Below are 18,257 nucleotides of genomic sequence, written 5' to 3' on the forward strand. Positions count from 1 at the left end.
AAAGGCGCTAGTTGTTTTTACGATTTTTTTACTGAAACAAATGTTATTTTTATATACAGTCCTTCGAAATGCTATTTAAAGGATTATTTCTTATAATTTACGTAAATACTATCAACTTAGAGTTAAAATGTCAATTGTTTTTTTGTTATTTAAAAAAATGATTGTTTTTTTAAACTTTTTTTTACTAGACTGGCTAATTATAAGGTTAGAGAAACTTATAAGAATAAAGTATAAATCTTTCTATTCTTTCAAAAAATGAATTAAAGTAAACATATCAATAATTAATGAAAAGAATTTCAAACAAATTTTAATTTATAAATTCTTTGTTATTTGAAAATTTACGTAAATATGAAATAATAGATACAGTTCATTAGATTAAGAAGGATAATTTTACTAATATTAGATAGATGATTTAAGGGGGCTACTATGAGTGTAACAATGAAGGACGTTGCTGATATCGCCGGTGTATCAATTGCAACCGTTTCACATGTGATTAATAAGACAAGATACGTAAATCCAGAACTTGTTAAAAAAGTAGAACAAGCCATTTGGGATTCAGGTTATATTTCCAAGCTTAATAACAAAAAATTAAGCCAATATAAAATAGGAAAAGCATCTGAAATCGCGTTAGTTATTCCAAGCACGAACAATGATTTTTATTGCCGTTTGGTAATGACTATTTCTCATTTGTTGAATGATGAAGGATATGTATTATCCACTTATTTATCCGATGAAAATTATTTAAAAGAAAAGCACATATTAAATGAGTTAATTTCCAATCGGAGAATTGCTGGAACAATATTAGTTCCAACTTCTAATGATTTCGATGATTATGAAAAATTAGTGAAATCGAGGTTACCATTTATTTTTCTTGAAAAAACATTCAAAAATAAGGAAGTAAGTGTAGTATATTCCGATAATACTGATGCAATTTATAGGAGTACGAAACATCTTATTAAGTCTGGTCACGAAAACATTGCTTTGTTACTAGAAAAAAGAACAGAAAATTCATATGATGAATATATAACTGGTTACAAGAAAGCACTAGAAGAATATAATATCCCTTTTAGAAACCAATACATTATTCCAATTAATTCTAAGAACCTCACATATGTTGATGAAATAAAAAGTTTATTAAAAAGTAAAATTTCTACTGCATATATTACGGGCTGTAATAACCTCACTCCTAAATTTTTAGAATGTGTAGACGAACTTGGTATTCAGTATCCAAATGATATTTCAATAATTGGTTTTACAGATAACGAATGGTGTGAGAGAATTTCCCCACCCCTAACAATGTTAAAACATAATACTCAAGAATTATCAGAAAAGGCGACTGAGATGATTTTAAAGAAAATTGAACATAACTCTTTAAATGAGAATGAAAGTGTATGTATTCCTATCGATTTGACAATAAGAAAATCTACTCAAAATATCGCTCGAGGGCCATTTGGCGAAATGACCGTAAATCCAGAACAAAATGTTCTAACTGAAGAAGAGATCGAAAAGCTTAATAATAGTAATTTTAAAGTAGCGATTTCGTTTCATTATAGTGGTGACAAATGGACCAAATTACACGAACAAGCTATAAAAGAAACAATGAACAGATATGGAATACATTTATTATCCATTACTGACGCTCATTTTGATCCCGAACTTCAGATAACACAATTGGAAAGTTTAATTATGCAAAAACCTGATGCGATTATAGCTCTTCCAACTGATGAAGTACAAACAGCACAAAAGTTTAAAGAAATTTCAAAAAAGACTAAGCTTATTTTATTAAATAATATGCCATCTAGTTTTGAACCAAATGATTACGCTTGTTGGATATCCGTAAACGAAAGAGAGAATGGGCAGAACGCAGCCAAGATATTGGTTGATCATTTTAAACACAAAAAAACAGCGAAAATAGGAATGATCACACATGGAACACCTTTTTTCGCCACGAAACAGCGTGACTTTTTTGCTGAACAAACTTTAAAAGAAAATGAAAATATTAATATTGTAGCACGTAAGGATTTCCTGAAAATTGATAATACTTATGATGTTTGTAAAAATATGATTCTAGAAAATCCTGATATCGAAGGAATATATATCACTTGGGAAAGACCTGCTCTCAAAGCAATTAAAGCATTAGAAGATATGAATCGTGAAGATATAGTTGTATCAACAACAGATTTGGATTATGATATTGCATCTTATCTAGCAAAAAAGAAAATGGTTATTGGCATCAGTTCACAAAGACCTTTTGAACAAGGTACAGCGGTCGCCATTGCTACAGCTAAAGCTCTCTTAGGTAAAAATGAATATAAGTCCATTGGCGTACCACCATATACTGTGACACAAACTAATTTACCAAAAGCATGGAGAGAATTAATAAAGACAGAGTTTCCAGATTTTAAAAATAATTAATACCTTTTATTAGTAGTTTTAACTTCCCCACCTTGAAATATGAATTGACCACAAAGAGTTAGACAAGTAAATTTTATTAAGCAACTTGTTGGCCATGAGTTCGGTATTGTTATATCGGGCTCATTCTTTTAATTTTCCCTTAATTAGTTTAATATTATATCCCGAGTTCGATAGTAAAGTATATAGAAAAATCCCCACCACTGTTTTCACCAATTAAGATTCATTGCTTGATCTCGTTTATCTTTCGCTGAATTTTTCCATATTCTTTTTTCCAACGGTAATAAGTTGATCGTGCAACTTCGAGACTCCTTTTAATGTAACTAAGCCGTTAGCTAATATCTGTCCATCCAATAGAAACACTCCTATGATTAGTATGCAGTACAATTATACTATATATAATTGGGGTTTTAAGGTTATGTTAGAATAAATATCTTAGGGTTAGAAAACTTCTCTTTTTTTCTAGATCAAGCAAGAGTCCAATCTCCTCACATAAATCCGTATTTCGAATCTAAATATAACCCCACATTCACTTCGTCATACTCATACATCACTTCTTGCCTAAAGTAGCTGTTGATTTATATGAGATTATGGATCGTTTAGGTCATCAGGATGATGAGACAACAAGAAGAGTCTCTTCACATAACTGAAGGAAGGAAACAAGAAGTAGCTGATAAATTTAGTAAGTTGATGGGGGATCTTACTAGAAAGCAAAACGTTTCATAGCATTTCGCTTTCCATCTACATATTTATTCAAATAATATTGGATATTGATATAAACTTTTTTCAAAATTCTAATTGAGGTATCGCAATTTTTGAAGATTTAACTCCTATTTTTCTTTATATAACATGGTCATAAAGAAAAATACGATATAACTAATTAGTAGAGTAACGCCACCACCAATATATAAAGGTAATGTCGCACCTGTTGGCAATTCAATTGGCCGCACCATGTATAGCCACATCCCTAATGTCAATCCAACAGTACCAATAACCGCACTCCAGACCTGTACAGTCGCTAAAGTTGATTTCTTTGTTTGAAAAACTTTATAGTAAACCGCCCATGCATAAAGACTTAACCAACCGACGACTAACACGTGTGCATGTACTGGACGAAAGGCATAAGAACCCGTTCCCGCCATGTGCGCGCCAAGTATTGCTCCTAGCAAACCAAAAAAAGCTGCAAATCTTAGTAGTAATGTACTATAATTACTCATTTCAATAACCTCCTATTTTTGCTATCTCTCCTTCCTCTATAATGTACGATTTGAATATGAACAGTTGATGAATAAATGATTACAATACGAGCTACTGATTTTTCGGTAACCATACACTAAAAATCGTGTGGTTCTCTTTTGTGTTATCTACACGAATTTGCCCACCGTGCAATTTGATAATCGTCCAAACAATCGATAAACCAAGTCCCGTTCCTTCAATCGTCCTTGTTCTTGCTGAATCTGCCCGGTAAAACCTATCAAAAATCCTTTCAATCTCGCTATTTGATAAAGTGATCCCGGTATTTTCAAAGGTAACGACAACCGATTCTTCGTTTTCTTCGATTGCTAGTTTGATACTTCCATAAGGTTGATTATATTTCAGTGCATTGGACAATAGATTATCCCAAACCATATGAAGTAAAGTAGGATCTCCGATAATCTCTATATCCGGAAAAGTATAGCTAAGCATGATATTTTTCTCATTTATTTGCCATTGATAATTTCGTACTAATTCTTTTATTTGTTCGCCTATATTGAAATGCTTTTTCTTCATTAAATTATCACTACGATCTAAAGAAGCAAGTACTAATAATTGTTCCGTTAAATTGGATAACCGGTTAATTTCATCATTTATAACCGCCGTATACTCGGCTCTTGCTTTCTCATTGTTCGTCTCTATTTTCAAGAGATTCGTATACCCTTTAATATTTGATAAAGGGGACTGGATATCATGGGAAATGTTCGAGATAAATTCCTTTCTTACATCATCTAGTTGCTCTATTTTTTTTGCCATTCGTAAAAAGCTTTGCGAAAGTTCACCTAGTTCATCCTGACGATTCGTATCGAGTTTAACCTGATAATCACCATCTGCAAGAGATTTTGTTGCAGCTGTTAATTGGGATATCGGCTTCACTTGATATTTCGTACTAAAAACAACGAAAACGATACTTAAAATAATGGTCAACATAAGGATCGCTCCAAATAAAAAATGCACCTCGTTGAAAAGCAGTTTAATATCAGGTCTCATAAAAAGCGCATAACTTTCCGAGTTATGTGTTACTGGAATACCAATTGTATTTTGTAATTCATTGGCGAAAAAACCAGTCACAAACGTTTCTTGAGGAAAATGAAGAATACCATGATACATTTCACCATTTAAAACAAGCTTTTTCTTATCATCAGAAAGACTTTTATCACGAAATTCCGCCCCAAAAAATTGTTCTTTCCCTTGATTATCAACTAAATATAGTTGATGTCCGGTGGAAGCTATCGTTTCCAAATATTCCTGCAAATTGATTTGCGGATTATCTTCAATATATGAAGTGACTGACTGTGCAATCATGGTGATCTTTTCATCGTTCTCTGGTTTTAATTTTTGTTGGTAATACGAATTGGAAATAATAAAAGCAAGAATACTACTCAAAATCATAATCGCAATTGTTCCGACAACAAATTTCACATAAAGAGTTTTCACGTGTGATTTACCTCCAGTAGATAGCCTACTCCACGTATGGTTTTAATTTGAAAATCATCGGTCAATGTTGAGAAGCGTTCCCTTATTCTTTTAATATGAACATCTACAGTCCGGTCATCCCCTTCATAATCAAAGCCCCATATTTGTTCAATGAGCTGTTCTCTCGAAAATACTTGCATCGGTTTGGATAATAAATAATATAAAAGTTCAAATTCCTTTAAAGGTAAAATGATTGTTTGATTATCAATTTGAACTTCATAATTATTTTTATTTATCGTTGTATTTCCGACTTTGATTATTAGTTCTTTTGGTTGGTTATGGTAAAGGCGCAATAAAGCATTTATACGTAAGATGAGTTCTTTTGGTTCGAATGGTTTAACCATATAATCATCTGCGCCCGATTGAAAACCCTCTTCTTTATCATCCAGTTGATTTTTAGCTGTTAACAGAATCACTGGGATATTATACTGCTCTCTGATTTTCTTTGTAAGTTCAAAACCATCAATAAACGGCATCATAACGTCAACGACTGCTAAATGAAGTGTTTGGTTCCTAAAAGCCTCTAAAGCTTCGATGCCATCTTTTGCTTGTATGACATGAAAACCTTCTTTTGCTAAGTGGATATTTACTAGTTTTAATACATTAATATCATCATCAACAATTAAAATATTTGTCATCATCTTAACCCCTATAAATCGTTTCATTATTAAAACTATACATATTGAAGCAGCCACATGCAATCTCGGAGGTTGCAAATCAAGTACCAAATAAAGCTGTCATCAATATACACCTGCAGATTCCTCTTTAAATACGACACCATCTCTCATATTGATAACGTGATCTGCGTAAGTAAGCATTTCTTCATCATGCGTAACCATTAGTGTAGTAACTTTCTGCTCCTTGGTTAAATTACGAATTAATGTCATCACATCTTTTGATCTTTTTGAATCGAGACTTGCAGTTGGTTCGTCTGCAAAAAGAATTTTAGGTTGGTGGATCATTGCACGAGCAACTGCAACTCTTTGCTTTTCTCCACCTGACAATGAAGATGGATATGCTGTTTTTCGGTGATCCATTTCTACTAATTCTAGGATTCGCTCGACCTCTCTTACTCGGTCTTTTTTGACTAATTTTGATTCAGCTATATCTAACATAAGCATCAATTGTTCTTCAACAGTAAGAAAAGGAACAAGATGTGCGAATTGAAAGACAAAGCCAAACTCTTTTGCCCGTATTTTCCGAATTTGTTCTTGATTCAATGCATTTATGTTTTCCCCTTCGAAAATAATCTTGCCTTCTGATGCATTTTGAAGCCCTGCTGCAATGGTAAGTAACGTACTTTTACCGGAACCTGATGCACCTACTAATGCTGTTATTTCTCCCTCTTTAAGAGTAAGACTAATTCCTTTTAATATTTCTTCCTCTACTTCTCCATTAGTAAATGATTTCTTAACCTTATCCATAGTAAATATCGACATCTTATACCTCTCCTTGTTGAATTGCTTGTAATGGCTCGACCTTCTTAATTTGTATGCCTGATATTGTCGAACCAATGAACCCAGTAATGAGGAACACAACAGACAATTGTACCGTTGTCTCCATCGTTAAATTAAAAGGCATCCCTTCAGGTGCAATTCCATTAAAAACTTGACTAATTACAGCGGACAGTACAAGTGAAATAAATGTAATGAATAGCATTTGTGTCCACATCATTTTAAATAAATCACCTGTTTTTAACCCAATTGCTTTTAAAATACCGTACAGGCCAATTTTTTGAACATTCATCATGTAGAAGAAAATTCCAAATAACATACCACTAATGATAACTAAAAACCATACAATCATATTTAAAGACATCTGTTCTGCACTATAACTCGGAATGGTATTGAGGAATTCTTGATTTGTAAATGATTGCAAGCCAGCAATTTCAAAAGAAGATTCTCCTTCTGGAATAAAGGCTAGTTGCATTTCTTCTACTCGATACATTTCTCGATAGTTGTCGATATTAATATAGGCAACAGGTGCATGACTAAATTTCTTCTGGTCAACAAAACCTTTGACAATAAATTCACCACTAAATTGATTATTTGTTAATACATCACCGACTTGAATGCCTTCCCCCTCAAACGAGCGATCCAAAATGACCTCCCCTGCTTCAACATGATTAAATAAATCTGAACCAGTTGAAGTTACAAAAGCAACACTATGCTGTTTCTCATTACCATCATTCATAAAACCCATTTGAATTGAGAAAACACTTGCATCCTCTCGCTCATTTAACAACTTTTTCTCGGTACCTCTATCTATTCTTGACATATTATACATTTCATCTGCATCTTCACTCATAAAAATATGTCCCTCTGGTAAATCTTTAATTAATGACGCATTGTCTGCTGATAATCCATTTGCTAAACCTGAAATAATAAAGGTTAGTAAACTAACAAGAAAGACAATTGACCCTAATATAATAAATCTCACTTTACTATTCTTAATTTCCCTCCACGCTAGCTTCATTGCTCATGTCCCTCCACACTTTTTAATCAACTCTAGAATATACCCTGTATATGAATAGACAATGAACAGATGATTACATTTTAATGCTTGATATTCAAAAATAAATGAGATATAAAAAAAATAGAACTCTCATCCATGAGCTAGAACAAATTTTGGACAGACTTGGCCAATCAGATGACCAAATTACCTAAGATGTATATCCTGACATAACGGAAGAAGTGAAAAAGAAGCTTCCCAAAAGTATACTCAACTTTTGAGAAGCCTCAATTAATTATCCGCAAAGTTAACAAAATGTTACTTATTCATTTTCTGAACAGCCGAGCTACTCTGTTCATAGCTAAAAATCTTATCAACGACGTAACCGATCAAAGCCCCTACAATTGCTGGTACAATCCAGCCTAAACCGAGATCAAAGAATGGTACGAATCCAATCAGCTTTGCGAATCTGTCTAGATTAAATCCAAGAATTGTTAATACATCATAAGTCGCATAAACTAATGTGAACGCAACAGAAACACGATACATTGATTTCCCTCTACCAATCACTGGTTGCAAGAGGGAAAGAACCATGAGAACAATCGCATTTGGATAAATAAATACGAGTATCGGAACAGCGATGTCTAAGATAATACTTAGTCCAAGACTTGTAATAGCGAATCCAACGATACTGAGAATACGTACATAGCCTTTATAGCTAAGTCTCGGATATAAACCATGGAAAAAGCTTGCACTCGCATTAATTAGACCGACACAAGTTGTTAAACAAGCAAGAATCACAATGACACTAAACAACAAATTACCCGTATTACCAAACAATAATTGGGACGCGGCTGTTAAGACTTCTGCACCATTCGTTAACCCTTGAGTTTGTGGCATAACCGCTCCAATCCACCCCAAACCGATGTAGACAGCTGCGAGTCCTGTCACTGCAATGACTCCAGCACCGACACTTCCTAAAATTTGCTGTTTCTTCGACTTAATTCCATAATCTTTAAGCGCATTAATTACAACAATTCCAAAAGCGATTGCTGCAACAGCATCCATTGTAAAATACCCTTCAATGAAACCCGTAACAAACGGATTTACTGCATATTTCTCCGTTACTGGGCCTGTTGTACTTTCCAATAGGTAGAAGGCACGTACAAATAAGATTGCAAGAGCTACGAGTAAAATTGGTGTAAGCCACTCACCGACCATTTGAACTAACTTTTTAGGATTTAGACAAATATAATAAGTGACACCAAAGAATACAGCAGCAAACAGAATGAGCAGTAATGTTGCCTCTGTTTTAACAAACTGTTGCACCCCTAATTCATAAGCCACATTCGCCGCTCGAGGAATAGCATAAAACGCACCGATAGAAAGATAGATTAGAATTGCAAATAAAACTCCAAATACTTTATGAACGCGACTTCCAATCATCACTAACCCCCCATCAACTGTCACAACAGCAAGTACAGCGATAAATGGAAGGATCACCCCAGTTATCAGAAATCCAACCATAGCCGGAGTAAAATTGCCTCCTGACTCCAAACCTAGCAGCGGCGGGAAAATTAAATTTCCGGCACCGAAGAATAATGAGAATAGCATTAAACCTGTAAAGAATACCTGTTTCTTACCCATTGTTTCCACTCCTAATCTTGATTTAATTTTACATGCTAAAATGGCAAATCGGAACAGAGAGTAAGTGGATGCGAAGCAATTATCCAACTAGATTCAGCGCCTGAATAGATCTAAAAAAACAAAAAAAATCGCCCCCTAAACAAGGGACGAGTTTACGCTCGCGTTACCACCCATATTTCGCATACTAAAACATACGACTCTCTGCTATGTACAATCATACATGCTCCCTATAACGGAGGATACCGTCAATACTTACTAGAAATTCCGCATTGCATCTCAGGGATGATTTTCGGAAATAAGTTGTCCATCGGCTCGCACCAACTACCGACTCTCTGCAGAACAAGGATTATTACCTACTCTTTCCCATCAACGATTTTCAAATCTTATTGCATACTATAACTAATTTAATCGTTTTCGTCAATGGCATTTTTTGAGCCGTTTTATTGTGAATAGTTAGATCCTATGGCATGAATGCACCTATAAGCTCCCCATGCGAGAAAATATTAAAGATACCCCCTGATTAATCTGAATTTCCGACTGGGAAATATATTTTCTTTACTCAAAATTTTTACAGATCACAAGCGTAGACTTTTAGAGTATACAAGAGTAAATAATAAGTCTACTGCTCATATTATAAGCATTATAGAATTAGTATGCTGAATGAAACTAGTGTTGATTAATTACTATTTCCGGAACTAGTAGGGTATGAAGTTCCCAAACCACATTAGAATTTTACGCTCACGTCACCAAGAGAAAGAAAAGGATGCCTCCGAAAAAGTTCGTACTTTTTACGGAAACATCCTAGATGAAAATCACTTTGATTAAAATGTAATTTCTCTGTAAGATTATTACGAATTGACGGATACTAATGTTCAAACCATTGATTTATCAAGGGTTAAGGGCGATAACCCTACATCATGCCGCCCGTAAGATGAGAGTGTGTAATATCGATAACGTGAGGTGCAAAAAGTGCGGTAAATCAACGTTTTGGATATTCTTTACTGTAACATCTATAACGGGGATTTACCGTTTTTTATCGGATTGCGTTAGCAAAATGTTAGCATTTTTTACGTATTGTGAAGTGCTATAGGATTCTCCATCAAATAAATAGAATTGCATATTCCTTCTATTTTGGAATCAACTATTGGGTCTACCTTATTATTAATTACATCAGAATGAATGATAAATTTATTAAGTCAAGTGACATTTTCAAAGTATTTCCGACTACAAATTCTTTGTTTTCCGTCTCTCTCGTATTATTTTGTAGTATCCCTCTCTATTTTGATCCTCCTCAAAATCAGAGATCCAATTACTCTTTTTAAATGCGGTTAATAGTCTATCATTTGTTGTATTAATTTCAAACTTAGGTCGAGTACGACGTTCAAATATTTTATTGTACTCAGCTAGGTCTAATAAATCAAGGTATTGTTTACATATCTCTTCTTCCAAATATGGCAGTGTAGATATGAATAAATCGACTTTTTTGCTATAATCCAGACTACTAGATGCAATTAGTGTTTTACGTAATTTGTTGGAAATATTCTTCGACTGCGTGATGATTAATGATATCTCATTTATTGCCAAGTCAAGTATTATTTGCTGCAGTTCATCATCCCAATCCTCATAAGTTTCAAATAGGTGGGAAAGATCGCTAGAATCTAAATTATTTTCTAGAATCATTGCATTGACAGCAGGAGAATATCCTTTATTTAAAATAGAAAACTGCTCGCTTGTACATCCAAGCAACCTAATTATTATATCATCAGCAACATCCCACGAAAGTATCTCAACCACCTCATCAAGTACAAACACTTCGCTTGTAATTATGTTGGCATATTCATTAATATTTTTTCTAATATAGTATAAGACTTGATTTGAATAATATTCTCGTATAAACAGTAAATTATCCATATTCATGGGAACAATATCTTCATCAATAAGGTTGCGAATCTTTTCATCCGATATACCATCAATATCGAAATTGTCATATGTAAAACCAAGCGAAGTTAATATCTCTCCGTATTTAGGAATCGAAAGTTTATCAGAAACTATCGTAGCATCGAAAAGTTTCTCTTTCTTTTCAGATTGATTATTGTTTTTTACTTTCGAAAAGTCCAACACAGAATTGTCACTATTTATAAATGAAATTAATGCAGGTTCTAACGATTCGCTATCTCCAAAATACTCAATGATATTTTCTTCTGAATACATAGCTATACGATTATCTAATAGTGAACTCCACAACTCTCTATCTATTACATCAATTATTGATGTAATAGTAGTACTTAATGATTCCATATAGGCGATTTTTTGGTTCTCGGTAATCATTTCATCGTTCAAAATAATTATAGCGACTTTTTCATCATCATTGATTATACCACTGCTGTTTGAAAGAACGACATCAATGTACTTGCTAATACTTTGTTTTGCATATTGGGCTAAAGGAGAATTAGGTTGAGTGAGTATCAATGTATAGTTCCTATGAAGAATATCATTCTCGTCTTTAACCAGATAAAACTCTCTAAGCATAAATCGTAAATTATCAAAGTTAATCTCGTATAGTGAATTTCTATAAACTTCTTTCAAAAGTTCAGCATTGGCAGTATCAATACTTTCAAAAGAAACGTTCAATAGAATGAAACTTTGTATCAGCTTATCGATATCGGGTTCGTCTATATATAAGTAATCCGAGCTTTTAGAAATATAATACGTAATACAATTCTCGATATTTACGGCTTGAAGCTCTTCATCATCAGAGTAGTAAAGAGTATAGATCGAATATAGCCGTATCTGTCTTTCTGTCAAAGTACTATCTTCTGTTGCATTGTAGAACATTTCTGGCCATTGCTGATTAAGACACTTTACATATGTAGAAAGTTCTCTTTTGGTATCAAAGAATTCCCCTATAAATTTGTAGTTTCTGCTTTCCCTTAACTGTTGCAAAAATCTAATAAGGAAAGTTTGGTTAGCAGGTGTCCGTAAAAGGTGTTGAAGTAAATCGAAATTAAGGATTTCTTCTTGGTCAAAATCCACTAGCCGTAGCCTATTAATTATCAGTGATGGATTCTTTAGCTGATATGTAAATTCTTTGGCTTTCTTGTCTGTAATACTTCGTAAAAAGGTTTTATCTACTCGACTTAGGCTGGTCTCATAGAAATAAGTCATGTAGTCAGCGTAGGTTTCGTCTATAAATCCGTTACGGATAAGGTATTTCAGCAATGCAAAATACTCGCTACCTTTGATATCATGAAAGTTAGTTTCTTCCCCTATCTCGTTTTTTGTTGTTATTTTGAAAATCGAATCTATATTTTCTCTAGTAATAATCTCATTGAGTTGTTTGGATTGAGTTAAAATTACTTCTTTTTCAAGCCGAGCTAATTCGTCTTCTAAATAAGGTAGGCGACTATTTAATTTGTTTTCAATAGCCTGTTTTCGGATAGGATATTCCTTTTGATACTCTTTATCTAGTTCCTGTCGTTGTTGATAGTTCCTAACATTTTGTAATCGTGACCTTTTTGCATTATATACATCTTCTAATTCTTCGATGGAGGTTAAATACTCTTTTCTAGCAAACTCAATTTCGTTTTTCTTTTTATCTGCTAACTCTCTTAGTCTTTCAATTTCCGTTTTAATAAAATCATCTTTTTTTACAAAAAGTGTATATATCATACCTTGATTTAGTTGCAATTCGCTAAAATCACGTGGAAACAAATTCTTATAGGTTATTATAGCAAGCATTTTATTGCAATTAAGTTCAGTTGTATTAAGTCTGTTAAAATAAATTATAAACTCATTGTATATATTTTTTAGGATTCTCATGTCATCAATATATAGTGAGAGACCCTGTAGAAAGCTTTCATCAAATAGCTCATAAATACCCCCTTCCTTAAAATGGTTTACGAACTGATCATATGAGTTTGAGCTATCTACAACTGGAACAACAGGTACAATGTAATCAAAAAACTTTGTGCGATCCTTTGATATGAAAATGTCGTCTCTCAATAGATAAAAGAATCGAAGCGGGTGTTTTCCATCCTTTTCAAGTTGGATGTTTGCTAAGGTGTTTATCTCACGTAAACGTTCGAATATCCTATTCTCATCGAATCGATCTATATCTTCAAACACAATAACATCGGCTTCAACGTTTTCAAACAGGTACAAAACTTCATTTAGATATTTATCGAAATAGGAATCTTCACTTTCCTCAAAAATCTCAATCTCGTTACCTTGTAAACTTACCTTTCTAAATAAATTTTTGGTCTTTTGTACTTTTACCAATGAGTAAAGAAACATGTAAAATATGACAGCAACCAGAAGTCCACTTATGATAGGCACGTATTTATTTGTAAATATCTCCAAAATGTCCTTTATCCAATAAGTTGGTAGTGAATCCACATACCCACTCCACAAGTCAAACATGGTAATATGCAGTAAAGCTATTAAAAATAGCACTACTAAAATAGTGGTACGCACAATATTTTTAGCATCAATTTTTTTCTTTACTTTAAAATTTGATTGAGGAATATTATCCGATGGAATCTGGTGGATAAGCTGATTTATTATTTTTCCTTCCAATACAGATTCTTTAATTTCAATTTCATCCTTTATATCAGATTGTTTGAAATGTGCAAGAGAAATATGTATAAAACGCAAGTTACTACGCCTTTTCCTATACGATGCTATTACACTACTTTTACCCGCACCGTATGCTCCAGATATGGCAACATTTCGAACATCAGGATTATCAAAAATGTAATCAATAGCATCCTCATAATGTTTTAAGTCTACATTACTATCTGGGGTTAGTTTTTGAAATTTATATTTATTTTTTCCATCTTCCATTTCTATCACCCAATTCCATATACATCCTTCTTTACAAGATTTTTATTTAGAAACTAAACATTAAAATGACAAAATAAAGGTAGATATCTGTTCGTTTAACGAGAAATTTATTAAACCTAAACCTCTTCAACTAATTGTATAATCCTAACACCTATATTACCACACTACACAACTATTTTTGGCCTCCTGACCAATGCCAATATTACCGACTCAGTAAGTAGTTATCTATTTCACACAAAGAAATAATTAAAGAATATATCCAAATACACATTATGACATTCGTTCTTACTATGTCCGGTATCGCACTGTCCAAACATGCACTTAATTCCATTAACGGTGTTTATTCTAATAAAATAAGTAGGATAATATTTATATTGTTAGTGCAATTTGTATTTCAGACTGAGGGAATGCTTTAGCATTCCCTCCAATTTATTTAAAGGGTGATTTAAGTGGAAGATAATATTGAATATTGTCCTTATTGCAACGTTAGCTTGCAAGGTGAACCTATTCCTAAAGAGTTACGAAAACATTATGGTAATGCTGCTTACGGCTCAAGAAAAATTGGAATTTCTAGTTTAGAAGAGGATAGAGTAACAAAATGGGAATGTCCAGATTGTCACCAACAGTGGGATCGGAATTAATTAATTTCTTTTATGGATGTAGCACTTATGAGGTTCTTAAATAATACCCTTAAATAATGAAACAGAAAAATCCAGCACTCTAATTAGCACTGGATTTTTCTACTTAATGTCCTTGTTGCAATTCATACGACACTATTTATTGTTTCCCTTTTCACAGAAAGTAAACATTATCTATGCCCCACTAATCTCTTCCGCATTCCGATTAATCTCATCAATAACTCCAAGAATTTTTCTCGCATCATCCATATTGTCTTTAAACAAACTCACGATACTTCCAACCGTTCGAAATGGTTCTTGTTGAAGTACTTTCTTATCAAGCGTTCCGTTTTTCACAACGTAATCTACGATAAGTTTTACAAAGCGAGTTTGGCTTAAATTTAATCGATTTTCGGATAGAAATTCTGAGAATGCTGCATTAGCTGCTTGTGGGTCTAGACCAACAATTTGCCGAACTAGTTTTGTAATTGGTGTTTCACCAAAATCTTTTTGATAGTCTTCCTTCGTACCAAGCTCTTTCCAAAGTATTTCTTCCAGCATTTCTACATCCTGTGCGGTTAATGGTTTATTATGGTTTAGTTTATAAATTGCCAATTGATCCTTATGTTCATTTAAGTAATGATGAACCTTTTTCTTATAACTTTGTAAATCATTCACATGGAACATCGGACCATTTTCTTTCACTTCAATGACTTGGTCTTGGAAGTTTGTGTAGTAGATCTTTTGTGTTTCTTTTTCAATCAATTTAATTAAGTCTCTTAATGCTTCACGGACTGAATCTAATTCAAATATATCTGCACTATCCCAGAATTCTTCTGTTAACACTTTGTCTATGACAGGCTTTTGTTCTAGTACCTGTGGAATTGTACCTAACTTCGATAATGCCTCTGCTGTTTGAACAACACTACGAATTGGTTTGGTTGCGTTGTTTGATTGTAGTTTGGCTAATTCAATTGTATACATAACCAAATCAAAACGTTTAGCAAATTCATCTTCCTCAAATGGAACAATAATTGGTGAAATATGATCTTTTATTTCATTCGTATCCAGAACCGAAAGTACTTGCCAATTATCTCGATTCTTAAATTTCTCTACATATTGGAGATGCTGTCTAACGCGGAAGTTTTCGTTATCTAATGTCAAAATATCTCTTGTTACTTCATTTACTAATTCATTGCGATGACGAATGTATTCCTCTGTCTGATAATCGGTTCCTTGTAGTTCACGGATAATGTCAACTTTTGAATTATATAGTTTCTCTGTAAGACTCTTGCCAACTTTTCTATCCATTCCTTTAGGATTTTCACGGAAAAATTCAAAGTTACCACAATAGTCAAAGATAAGGAAATGCGTTTTATCTTCTCCTATTCCAAGCAAATCTGGACATAATCTTGTTCCACGCCCAATCATTTGCCAGAACTTAGACTTCGAGCGAACTTTCTTAAAGAAGACAAGGTTTACAACTTCAGGTATATCTACACCTGTATCTAGCATATCTACAGAAATAGCAATTTGCGGCAGCCTATTCACTTCCGAAAAATCATTTATAAGTGTTTGATAATAGTTCACACTATAATCAATGACCCTAGCAAAATTACCTTCATACTCAGGGAAGAGTACATCAAATCGATGGGATATCCTTTCAGCATGGGCATGATTCTTGGCAAAGATTATCGTCTTACCGATTTTGTCTCCGCCCTCGACCTTTATCCCTTTTTCCATCAAGTCTATTAATACTTTATCAATTGTATTATCATTAAATAACCAATTATTTAAAGCTGAACTATCAATATCCTTTAGGTCCTCTTCTTCGTCAAAAGTTTCTTCAAAAAGTTCTTTTTCTTCCTCTGATAAATCATCATAATGGATACCTTCTTCTAGGAACTTCGTCTTCGTTTCAATTGTACGATAGTCTACCAAGTATCCATCTTCAACCGCTTGGTCTAACTCATAGGCATAGGTTGGAACACCATTCTCAAGGTCAAACACTTCATACGTATTTTTATCGATTTCGTCTTTTGGTGTTGCGGTAAGGCCAAGTAAAACGCCATCAAAATAATCAAAAATACTACGGTACTTTTTATAAATACTGCGGTGAGATTCATCAATAATAATGAGATCAAAGTGACCAACCGTAAATAATTTCTTACCGTCTTTCCTTTTTGCTTCATCTATGGCATTCATCATCGTCGGATATGTAGAGAATACCATTCTGCTTTCTTCTGGGTTGTCTTTATTATCTAAGAGGTTACAAAGTGTCAAACTTGGAAGTAAGTTATTAAAGTTTCGATATGCTTGATAAAGTAATGTTTTTCTATCTGCTAAGAATAGAACATTTTTCACCCAGTTGTGACGAGTTAGGACATCTACTAAAGAAATAGCAGTTCTTGTTTTTCCGCTTCCCGTAGCCATAACTAGCAAAGCTTTTCTTTGGTTACGTGTTAAAGCATCACATACGGAAAGAATAGCCTCTTTTTGATAATAACGATTACTAATATCATCGCTGATTTGAATATCTGTTAAAGGCCGCTTCATGGTACGGCGATTCATTAATAGACTCAAGTCATCCTTATCATAAAATCCAGAAACTTTACGAGGTGGATATGGTTCATGCCAAATATATGTTTCAAAACCATTGGTGTAAAAAATGATTGGTCTTGTACCTGTCATGTTTTCTAGACAATCGGCATATAATTTGGCTTGCTGTCTTCCAACTTTCGGATCTTTTGATGTTCTTTTTGCCTCAACAACTGCAAGAGGTTTACCATTATCTCCAAAAAGTACATAGTCCACAAATCCTTGTCCTGTATTGTTGGGTATTCCCTCAACAGGATATTCTCTTTCAATATTTTTATTGAATTCCCAACCGGCCAGTTTTAAATCAAGATCGATATATTTAAGTCTTGTTTCAAACTCCTTCAACTCGTCTACTTGGAAGTCATATTCTTTCGTATTCTCTTTCCGTTTTTCTGTCACCTTTTTACGAAGAGATTCATTCTCTTTCATAATCTCTTCAAGCCTTCTATCCTTTGAACTTAATTGTTCATAGAGGTCTTTTAATTCCTCTGGACGAACACGTTTTTCTTCACCAAGAGGTAATTTTGATTCGTCAAATTCCCCAGCAGTATATTCGTCTGAATAACAATAATCAATCCAAGCAATAAATTGGAATAAATGATGAAGTGAAAGAACCGCTTCATCACGCTTAATTGGTGAATTTGTATGAACGGCAACATTTCCCAACTTCACAATATACTTCATTAACGGTAATAACTCTTCATCAATAATCTCTATAAAGTTTCTGTCATGAATTAAGCTTGAAAGGTTATCTTGATAGGGTACTTTTACTGCGCTATCGAAACTGTATACCCATTTAACAGCCAACTCTAGCGCACGGCGAGACTGGATTGCACTAACTGCTGGACTGACAACTAAGGCATTTTCAGCTTCAAGGCATGCATTAGTAAAATCTCTATATTGCTTCTTTTCTTTAAGAAAGCTGAAGTTTGACACGAATATCCCTCCCTTAGCTAGACA

At 33.6% G+C, this 18,257-nt stretch carries 10 protein-coding genes and 1 other annotated feature; of the genes, 2 read left to right on the forward strand and 8 right to left on the reverse strand.

Annotation, left to right across the window (positions count from 1 at the left end; all coding sequences use genetic code 11):
* Positions 1-426 precede the first annotated feature (426 nt).
* The gene (locus tag GGQ92_RS10505) at positions 427-2,415 is read left to right on the forward strand and encodes a LacI family DNA-binding transcriptional regulator (RefSeq protein WP_184248278.1); all 1,989 of its coding nucleotides are present in this window, start codon (positions 427-429) and stop codon (positions 2,413-2,415) included.
* Positions 2,416-3,242: 827 nt separating this feature from the next.
* Here the strand turns inward: GGQ92_RS10505 and GGQ92_RS10510 are convergent.
* From GGQ92_RS10510 to GGQ92_RS10540, 7 genes are all read right to left on the reverse strand, one after another.
* Positions 3,243-3,629 (reverse strand): hypothetical protein, encoded by a 387-nt coding sequence (locus tag GGQ92_RS10510; RefSeq protein WP_184248281.1) that lies wholly within the window; start codon positions 3,627-3,629, stop codon positions 3,243-3,245.
* 91 nt (positions 3,630-3,720) lie between these two features.
* Positions 3,721-5,103 (reverse strand): ATP-binding protein, encoded by a 1,383-nt coding sequence (locus tag GGQ92_RS10515; RefSeq protein WP_184248284.1) that lies wholly within the window; start codon positions 5,101-5,103, stop codon positions 3,721-3,723.
* The gene (locus tag GGQ92_RS10520; RefSeq protein ID WP_184248286.1) at positions 5,100-5,780 is read right to left on the reverse strand and encodes a response regulator transcription factor; all 681 of its coding nucleotides are present in this window, start codon (positions 5,778-5,780) and stop codon (positions 5,100-5,102) included. The genes GGQ92_RS10515 and GGQ92_RS10520 overlap by 4 nt, the downstream gene beginning before the upstream one ends.
* A 102-nt stretch (positions 5,781-5,882) precedes the next feature.
* The gene (locus GGQ92_RS10525; RefSeq protein ID WP_184248289.1) at positions 5,883-6,581 is read right to left on the reverse strand and encodes an ABC transporter ATP-binding protein; all 699 of its coding nucleotides are present in this window, start codon (positions 6,579-6,581) and stop codon (positions 5,883-5,885) included.
* A 1-nt stretch (position 6,582) separates the two neighbouring features.
* On the reverse strand, positions 6,583-7,617 hold the full coding sequence (locus GGQ92_RS10530; RefSeq protein ID WP_184248292.1) for an ABC transporter permease: 1,035 nt from the start codon (positions 7,615-7,617) through the stop codon (positions 6,583-6,585).
* Between the two features lie 294 nt (positions 7,618-7,911).
* Positions 7,912-9,240 carry a branched-chain amino acid transport system II carrier protein gene (gene brnQ, locus GGQ92_RS10535; RefSeq protein ID WP_184248295.1) on the reverse strand — a complete coding sequence of 443 codons (1,329 nt, stop codon included), beginning with the start codon at positions 9,238-9,240 and terminating at the stop codon, positions 7,912-7,914.
* A gap of 139 nt (positions 9,241-9,379) precedes the next feature.
* Positions 9,380-9,619: a binding site (T-box leader), on the reverse strand.
* Positions 9,620-10,464: 845 nt separating this feature from the next.
* Positions 10,465-14,082, reverse strand: coding sequence for a YobI family P-loop NTPase (locus tag GGQ92_RS10540; protein WP_184248298.1), 3,618 nt, complete (start codon positions 14,080-14,082; stop codon positions 10,465-10,467).
* Positions 14,083-14,531: 449 nt separating this feature from the next.
* Between GGQ92_RS10540 and GGQ92_RS10545 the strand changes: the two genes are divergently transcribed.
* Positions 14,532-14,723: a hypothetical protein gene (locus tag GGQ92_RS10545; RefSeq protein ID WP_184248301.1), complete on the forward strand. Its 192-nt coding sequence runs from the start codon at positions 14,532-14,534 to the stop codon at positions 14,721-14,723.
* A 171-nt stretch (positions 14,724-14,894) separates the two neighbouring features.
* Here GGQ92_RS10545 and GGQ92_RS10550 read toward each other — a convergent pair whose 3' ends face one another.
* Positions 14,895-18,233: a DEAD/DEAH box helicase family protein gene (locus GGQ92_RS10550; protein WP_343068812.1), complete on the reverse strand. Its 3,339-nt coding sequence runs from the start codon at positions 18,231-18,233 to the stop codon at positions 14,895-14,897.
* Between the last annotated feature and the right edge of the window lie 24 nt (positions 18,234-18,257).

This window comes from Gracilibacillus halotolerans, assembly GCF_014206945.1.
Lineage (GTDB): Bacteria > Bacillota > Bacilli > Bacillales > Amphibacillaceae > Gracilibacillus > Gracilibacillus halotolerans.

What these genes read in the sequence shown, in the direction of transcription:
- GGQ92_RS10505 (WP_184248278.1), top strand. Translation starts at nt 427, where the DNA reads ATGAGTGTAACAATGAAGGACGTTGCTGATATCGCCGGTGTATCAATT.
- GGQ92_RS10510 (WP_184248281.1), bottom strand. Translation starts at nt 3,629, where the DNA reads ATGAGTAATTATAGTACATTACTACTAAGATTTGCAGCTTTTTTTGGT.
- GGQ92_RS10520 (WP_184248286.1), bottom strand. Translation starts at nt 5,780, where the DNA reads ATGACAAATATTTTAATTGTTGATGATGATATTAATGTATTAAAACTA.
- GGQ92_RS10525 (WP_184248289.1), bottom strand. Translation starts at nt 6,581, where the DNA reads ATGTCGATATTTACTATGGATAAGGTTAAGAAATCATTTACTAATGGA.
- GGQ92_RS10530 (WP_184248292.1), bottom strand. Translation starts at nt 7,617, where the DNA reads ATGAAGCTAGCGTGGAGGGAAATTAAGAATAGTAAAGTGAGATTTATT.
- brnQ (WP_184248295.1), bottom strand. Translation starts at nt 9,240, where the DNA reads ATGGGTAAGAAACAGGTATTCTTTACAGGTTTAATGCTATTCTCATTA.
- GGQ92_RS10540 (WP_184248298.1), bottom strand. Translation starts at nt 14,082, where the DNA reads ATGGAAGATGGAAAAAATAAATATAAATTTCAAAAACTAACCCCAGAT.